Here is a 6,001-nt window from a genome sequence, read left to right on the forward strand (position 1 = left end):
GGGCACGCAACAGGGGCTCGCGGCCGGGGGATGGGGCCGAGGAAACGGGCGCACAGGGGCGGGCAGGGAGTTGGGGAGACGGGCGCACGCGGCGGGGCACGGGGCTGAGGAAGCGGGGCCCGGGTGCCTGGGGAGACGGGTGTGCGGGGCAGGCGACCGCGCGGGTCCCCCGTACGGGTGCTAAGCGGGGCCGTCGCGCACGGGCGGCGGGATCGGTGGGAAGAACCGCCCCATGCGGAAATCGGGCAGGTCGGGGCGGTGGCTGGTGTCCCTCGCCGCCGTGCTGCTCGGGCTCTGCTGCGTACTCGTCGGCACGGCGGCGGCTGCGGGTGCCGCCCCCGGCAGTGCGGCGACCTCCGGGAGCCCGGGGGCCTTCGGCGGAGCGGACCCCACAGGCGGCGCAGGCTTCCCCGTGGGCACAGGGGCCTCCGTCGCCGAGATCGAGGCGGGCGCGCCCGTCGAGGAGGCCGACGTCGAGGCGACCACCGCCGCCCCACCCCGTACTCCCGCACCCCGCGCCGGACGCGCCCCCGCACCCGAATCACGGAAGCCCGTACCTACGCAGTCCCCTGCCGTCCCCTGCGCCCACCCCGATCCCCCGCACGTCGTCCTGCGCTGCTGAGACTCCCGCTCCCTCCGCTCAGCACGCCCCACACGACTCACCAGCACCACCAGGGAGCACCCCCATGCCTCTCGACCGAGACGCGGCCCTCTACGCCCTGCTCCGCGCGGAGGCGCGCCGCCGCACCGAGCCGCATCGCGACAGTCCCACCGAGGACCGGCAGACCGAACCCGCCCCGGAGCCCGAGCCCGCGCAGGAGACCCCGGCTCCCGCCACCGCACCCCCTCCCTCACCCCGTCCGGCCGCTCAGTCGGAGATGCGCTCCAGCCACTCCCCCATGAGCTGACGTTCCGCCGTCGACAGCCCTGTGATCCCGTCGAGCCCGGCCCGGAGCGCGCGCGCCGCCCCGGCCGGGCCCGCTGGGCTCTCGAAGGCGGGGGCCTCGGTCGTCACCGCGGCGACGAGCGCCTCACGCGAGGCGGCCAGCAGCTCGTCGTCGCGGCGGCCCTCCGCGAGCACCGTCAGGACCGTGCCACGGCCGGAGGCGTGGACGAGGTCGGTGGCGAGGCGCTCGCCGACACGCAGCCGACCTGCGGCGGCGAGCCTGCGTATGCGGCGCGCGAGGTGTTCCTCGGCGGCCGTGAGGGCGGGCGACGCGGTGGGTGCGGTCCCCGGGTCCGCGTACATGAGGGAGTAGAGCGCCGGGTGCGCGAGGCCGAACTCGACGTGCAGGTCCCACCCTGCCCGCAGGTCGTCGACCGGATCCTCCACCTGTTCCTGCGCCTCCTTCTCGCTCAGATAGGCACCGAGCCCTTCGTCCGCGACAGCACGCAGCAGACCGTCCTTGTCACCGAAGAGCCGGTAGATCGCCGGCGCCTGAACGCCCGCCCGCGCCGCCACGGCCCGCGTCGTCACCGCTTCCCTGCCGCTCTCCTCCAGGAGCCCCGTGGCCGCCACCACGATCCGCTCCCGCAATCCCTCCACAGCCGCCACCAGTCCCTCCTTCGTCCGTACGCACGCAACGCGAGCTCGTGAACGCAGAGTATCACCGTTATCGCCGTTTTGGTAACGGGGGAATTATCGGTGTTACAGTGGAAGCGTTAGCGACGATATCGCTTCGAGGGAGACACCTATGATCATCGTGACCGGAGCCACCGGGCAGCTCGGCCGCGCGCTCCTCGCACAACTGCTGCGACGCGTTCCCGCCGCACACGTCGGGGTCAGCGCGCGCAGCCCCGAAAAGCTCGCGGACTTGGCAGCGCGGGGCGTACGGGTGCGGCGCGGGGACTTCACCGAGCCAGGAAGCCTCGCGCACGCCTTCGAGGGAGCGAGTCAGCTCCTGCTCGTCTCGGTGGACGCGACGGGCCCCCAGGCCGTCGAGCGGCACGCGGCAGCGCTCGAAGCGGCGCGCGCGGCCGGCGTGGGGCGGGTGCTCTACACGAGCCACCAAGGCGTCTCGGCCACCTCCCCGTTCGCCCCCATGCCGGACCACGCGGCGACCGAGGAACTGCTCGCCGCGAGCGGCATCGCGCACACCTCGCTGCGCAACGGCTTCTACGCCTCCACGACCCTCCAGCTCCTCGGCGACGCGCTGACCAGCGGAAAGCTGTACGCGCCCGAGGACGGCCCGGTCTCCTGGACCATCCACGCCGACCTCGCCGAAGCGGCGGCCGTGATCCTGGCCGAGGGGGAGCGCGGCGAGGCCCCGTTCGACGGTCCGACCCCGGCCCTCACCGGTCCCGAGGCTCTCGATCTCGCCGACGTGGCGCGGATCGCGGGGGAGGTCACAGGGCGCCAGGTCGAGCGGATCGTCGTGCCCGACGACCAGTGGCGGGACCAGCTCGTCGGGCACGGGGTGCCGGAGCCACAGGCGGACCTGCTGCTCGGCCTCTTCCGGGCGAGCCGCGCGAAGGAGTTCGCCGAGACGGGGCCCGCACTCGGTGAGTTGCTCGGGCGCGAACCTCGTGACCTGCGCGGTTTTCTGACGGACAACCTGCGCAGGGGGGCATGAACACGCGGGGTGACGATCCGGTCCGTACGGGATACGTGCACGAAACGGAGGGGAATCGGTCGGGGCAGGCCCCAAACCCTCCGCTCGGCTGCGCCTCGGGGACGCGGCCCGGTAGGCTTTCCGTGTGATCTTCAAGCGCATCGGAAACGGCCGGCCGTACCCCGATCACGGCCGGGAAAGCACCCGGCAGTGGGCGGACGTCGCACCGCGTCCGGTCCGCCTCGACCAGCTCGTCACCACCAAGGGGCAGCTGGACCTGGAGACCCTGCTCGCCGAGGACTCCACCTTCTACGGCGACCTCTTCGCGCACGTCGTGAAGTGGCAGGGCGACCTCTACCTGGAGGACGGCCTCCACCGCGCGGTCCGGGCTGCGCTCCAGCAGCGGCAGGTGCTGCACGCGCGCGTGCTGGAGATGGACTGACGAATCCGGCAGGGCGCCTCGGACGAGGTACTCGGGCGGGGCTTCCCGGTGGGTGGGCTTCTCAGCGGGCGCGGCGGACTGAACCTCGGCGGGGCAGCACGCGGTCGGTCGGGTCCTCGGCCGCAACTTCCGGGCACGGCGCACTGAACATCGGGCGGGTGGCACGTGATGCTTCCCCGCAGACGGCGCACGCGGCCTGCCCGACAGGTAGCGCACGTGGCTGCCCGGCGGATGGCACAGGCGACCTTCCCGGCGGGCGGCTCGCCGGCGTCGGGTAAGGCGTGCCGGCCCATCGGTCGCGGGCGCGCCGGGCAGGCGGCAGTTCAGGCGGCACGTGGCACGTGCGGCTTCACCCGCCAGACAGCACCCGTTCCCTGGCAGACGGCAGACGGCAGACGGCAGACGGCAGACGGCAGACGGCAGACGGCAGACGGCAGACGGCAGACGGCAGACGGCAGACGGCAGCCTGGAGGCAGCGGGCCAGGCTTCCGGCGGGCCGCATCCAGCACCCCCGGCCAGGTGACGCGTCAGTCTCGGGCGGACGGCATGTCGGCCCCGGCCAAGTGACGGACGAGCCCCGGCAGGTGGTGGGCGGGGCAGGCGGCGGGCACGAACCCGGCAAGCGCAGTGGGGCGGCACGGCAAGCAGGTGGCGCAGAAGTCCGGTTGTCCGGCCGCGACCGCCGTCGCGCGGCACCCGGCCCTCTGCGGCGGCACGTCCCCGGCGTACCAGCCCTTCGGCAGCTCGGTCGGCAGCCCGGCCTCCCCACAGCCCGGCCGTCTGGCAGCCCGGCCTCCTCACAGCCCGACCCTCGGGCAGCTCGGCCGTCTGGGCGGGGTTCGCTCGGCCGTTCGGGTCGCTCCGCGCCATGTACACCCAACTGGATGATCATTAAGTAGGCATGGCTCGCGGGCCGCACTACGCTGCGTGTATGAGCATGCTCACACCCCCCGGCATGGGCGGCAAATACCGCATCACGGGGGACAAGTACCCCCATATGCGGCGCCCCCGCAAACGCGGCAGGCTCGTGGCGGTGATCGTCGCCTCGGCCGCCGTCCTCGGTCTGCTCGGCTGGGGTTCGCTCCAGCTCTTCGACGTGTTCTCCGGCGGCGGCACGGCGAAGGCGGCGGACGGCCCCCAGCACTGTGCCCGCCCCTCGGCCGAGCCCGCGCGGGTGGCGAAGCTGCCCGAGCCGAAATCGGTCAAGGTCAACGTCCTCAACGCCACGACCCGCTCGGGGCTCGCCAAGGAGACGGCGGACGAGCTGAAGAAGCGGGGCTTCACGATCGGCGAGGTCGGCAACGCGCCGGCCGCGTACGACAAGAAGGTGAAGACGGCGGGACTGCTGATCGGGCCGAAGAGTGCGGCGGACAGTTCGCTGAAGGTCCTCGGGACACAGTTCGCCGGAGCAGGGACGCGGACCGACGCGCGGAAGGGTGCGGCGCTGGATCTCGTGATCGGGGACGGCTTCACGAAGCTGACCGCTCCGGGGACGGCCAAGAAGGCGCTCGCCGCTTTGCAGCAGGGGCCCGTCGAGTCGGCGAAGCCGAAGTGCTGAGGGGCGGGGTCTCGCGGGGCGGACCGACCGGGCCCTCGGGGCCTCGGCGGCCATCGGCCCCGGCCGGGCGGCCCTTCGGGTCGACCGGGCCGGGCCGCTGAGAGCGCGCGGCCTCAGGCGCTCCGTCCCGGGCGCCGATCGCTCCGCCGCCGGAAGGACTCCCGAAACGGAGCCCGGACCGGCGAGGGACCGCTACTCGGCGGCCCCGTACATGCGGTCGCCCGCGTCGCCCAGGCCGGGGACGATGTAGCCGTTCTCGTTGAGGTGCTGGTCCACCGAGGCGGTGACGACGGTGACCGGGGTACCGGCGAGTTCGCGTTCCATGATCTCGACGCCCTCGGGTGCGGCGAGGAGGACAACGGCCGTCACGTCGTCGGCGCCGCGTGCGATGAGTTCCTTGATCGCGGCGACCAGGGTGCCGCCGGTCGCGAGCATCGGGTCGAGGACGTAGACCTGACGGCCCGAGAGGTCCTCGGGCATGCGGGTCGCGTACGTCGACGCCTGGAGGGTCTCCTCGTTGCGGACCATGCCGAGAAAGCCGACCTCGGCGGTGGGCAGCAGGCGGACCATGCCGTCGAGCATGCCGAGCCCGGCGCGCAGGATCGGGATGACCATCGGGCGCGGGTACGAGAGCTTCACGCCGGTGGTGCGGGCCACGGGGGTGTCCAGGTCGACCTGGTCCGTGCGCACGTCCCGCGTGGCCTCGTAGGCGAGCAGGGTGACCAGTTCGTCGGCGAGGCGCCGGAAGGTGGCCGAGTCGGTGCGCTTGTCGCGCAGCGTGGTGAGCTTGTGCGCCACCAGGGGGTGGTCGACGACGTGAATCCGCATCTCACCACAGTAACCGGACGCCCCCACGCCCCCCGACCGGCATCAAAGCCCCCAGCCCGGGGAACCGAAGGGGCACAAGGGCGAGGGGTGCCCACCGGGGCGGAGGACGGTGACGGAAGGCATGACTGAGGCAACGGAACGTGACGGAGACGACCCGCGCCGCGAGCGCGGAGCCGCTGGTGGCGGCGGGACAGGGTCCACGGAGCGGCCCGATAAGGACTCCTCCGTGCCCCCGCCGGACCTGGAGCGGCGCCGTCGCCGGGCGGAGTTCCTGCGGGATCTGAAGGAGGCCCAGGAGCTGCGCGAGCGCGTCCAGCCGCGCCGGGCCAGGGCGGCTCGCATGCGGCGTCAGCAACTGCGGATGCGGAGCTTCAGGTGGTGAGGAGACTGCACCGGCCCGAGACCCACGCCCGTACAGGCGCCGGCACAGGCACCCACCCGCTCACCCTTCGCCCCCGCAACAAGCGCCCATGCGCACCCCGCACCCGCACCCGCACCCGCACCCGCACCCGCACCCGCACAGACACCACGCGCATCTGAGCCCGCACGCCCCAGCCACCCTCGCCACCCCAGCCACCCCCGCGCTCCCCACACCCCCGGCACCCCTGTCACACCCACCGC

General features: G+C 73.5%; 8 protein-coding genes. 6 read left to right on the forward strand and 2 right to left on the reverse strand.

Annotated features, from left to right (window positions below):
• Positions 1–232 precede the first annotated feature (232 nt).
• Both IF99_RS0129935 and IF99_RS34210 read left to right on the forward strand, forming a co-directional pair.
• A complete protein-coding gene (locus IF99_RS0129935; RefSeq protein ID WP_031001559.1) occupies positions 233–622 on the forward strand; it encodes a hypothetical protein in 390 nt (129 codons plus the stop codon).
• A 64-nt stretch (positions 623–686) separates the two neighbouring features.
• On the forward strand, positions 687–908 hold the full coding sequence (locus tag IF99_RS34210) for a hypothetical protein (RefSeq protein WP_158716683.1): 222 nt from the start codon (positions 687–689) through the stop codon (positions 906–908).
• Here the strand turns inward: IF99_RS34210 and IF99_RS0129940 are convergent.
• On the reverse strand, positions 869–1,546 hold the full coding sequence (locus IF99_RS0129940; RefSeq protein ID WP_031001560.1) for a TetR/AcrR family transcriptional regulator: 678 nt from the start codon (positions 1,544–1,546) through the stop codon (positions 869–871). The two genes, IF99_RS34210 and IF99_RS0129940, sit on opposite strands and share 40 nt — an antisense overlap.
• A gap of 148 nt (positions 1,547–1,694) precedes the next feature.
• Between IF99_RS0129940 and IF99_RS0129945 the strand changes: the two genes are divergently transcribed.
• The 3 genes from IF99_RS0129945 to IF99_RS0129955 all read left to right on the forward strand — a co-directional run bounded on the left by IF99_RS0129945 (position 1,695) and on the right by IF99_RS0129955 (position 4,552).
• Positions 1,695–2,573: an SDR family oxidoreductase gene (locus IF99_RS0129945; RefSeq protein WP_031001561.1), complete on the forward strand. Its 879-nt coding sequence runs from the start codon at positions 1,695–1,697 to the stop codon at positions 2,571–2,573.
• Between the two features lie 124 nt (positions 2,574–2,697).
• Positions 2,698–2,994: a type II toxin-antitoxin system VapB family antitoxin gene (locus IF99_RS0129950; protein WP_006377352.1), complete on the forward strand. Its 297-nt coding sequence runs from the start codon at positions 2,698–2,700 to the stop codon at positions 2,992–2,994.
• Between the two features lie 955 nt (positions 2,995–3,949).
• Entirely contained in the window at positions 3,950–4,552 is a 603-nt protein-coding gene (locus IF99_RS0129955; RefSeq protein WP_031001562.1) for a LytR C-terminal domain-containing protein, read from the forward strand.
• Positions 4,553–4,744: 192 nt separating this feature from the next.
• Here IF99_RS0129955 and upp read toward each other — a convergent pair whose 3' ends face one another.
• On the reverse strand, positions 4,745–5,380 hold the full coding sequence (upp, locus tag IF99_RS0129960) for a uracil phosphoribosyltransferase (protein ID WP_031001563.1): 636 nt from the start codon (positions 5,378–5,380) through the stop codon (positions 4,745–4,747).
• Positions 5,381–5,489: 109 nt separating this feature from the next.
• Between upp and IF99_RS0129965 the strand changes: the two genes are divergently transcribed.
• On the forward strand, positions 5,490–5,762 hold the full coding sequence (locus tag IF99_RS0129965; RefSeq protein ID WP_031001564.1) for a hypothetical protein: 273 nt from the start codon (positions 5,490–5,492) through the stop codon (positions 5,760–5,762).
• The last annotated feature ends 239 nt before the right edge of the window (positions 5,763–6,001 follow it).

This window comes from Streptomyces sp. NRRL F-5630 (assembly GCF_000719475.1).
GTDB lineage: Bacteria > Actinomycetota > Actinomycetes > Streptomycetales > Streptomycetaceae > Streptomyces.

Bases quoted from the DNA above. Each gene is read 5' to 3' on its own strand.
- upp (WP_031001563.1), bottom strand. From the start codon at position 5,380: ATGCGGATTCACGTCGTCGACCACCCCCTGGTGGCGCACAAGCTCACC.
- IF99_RS0129955 (WP_031001562.1), top strand. From the start codon at position 3,950: ATGGGCGGCAAATACCGCATCACGGGGGACAAGTACCCCCATATGCGG.
- IF99_RS34210 (WP_158716683.1), top strand. From the start codon at position 687: ATGCCTCTCGACCGAGACGCGGCCCTCTACGCCCTGCTCCGCGCGGAG.
- IF99_RS0129935 (WP_031001559.1), top strand. From the start codon at position 233: ATGCGGAAATCGGGCAGGTCGGGGCGGTGGCTGGTGTCCCTCGCCGCC.
- IF99_RS0129945 (WP_031001561.1), top strand. From the start codon at position 1,695: ATGATCATCGTGACCGGAGCCACCGGGCAGCTCGGCCGCGCGCTCCTC.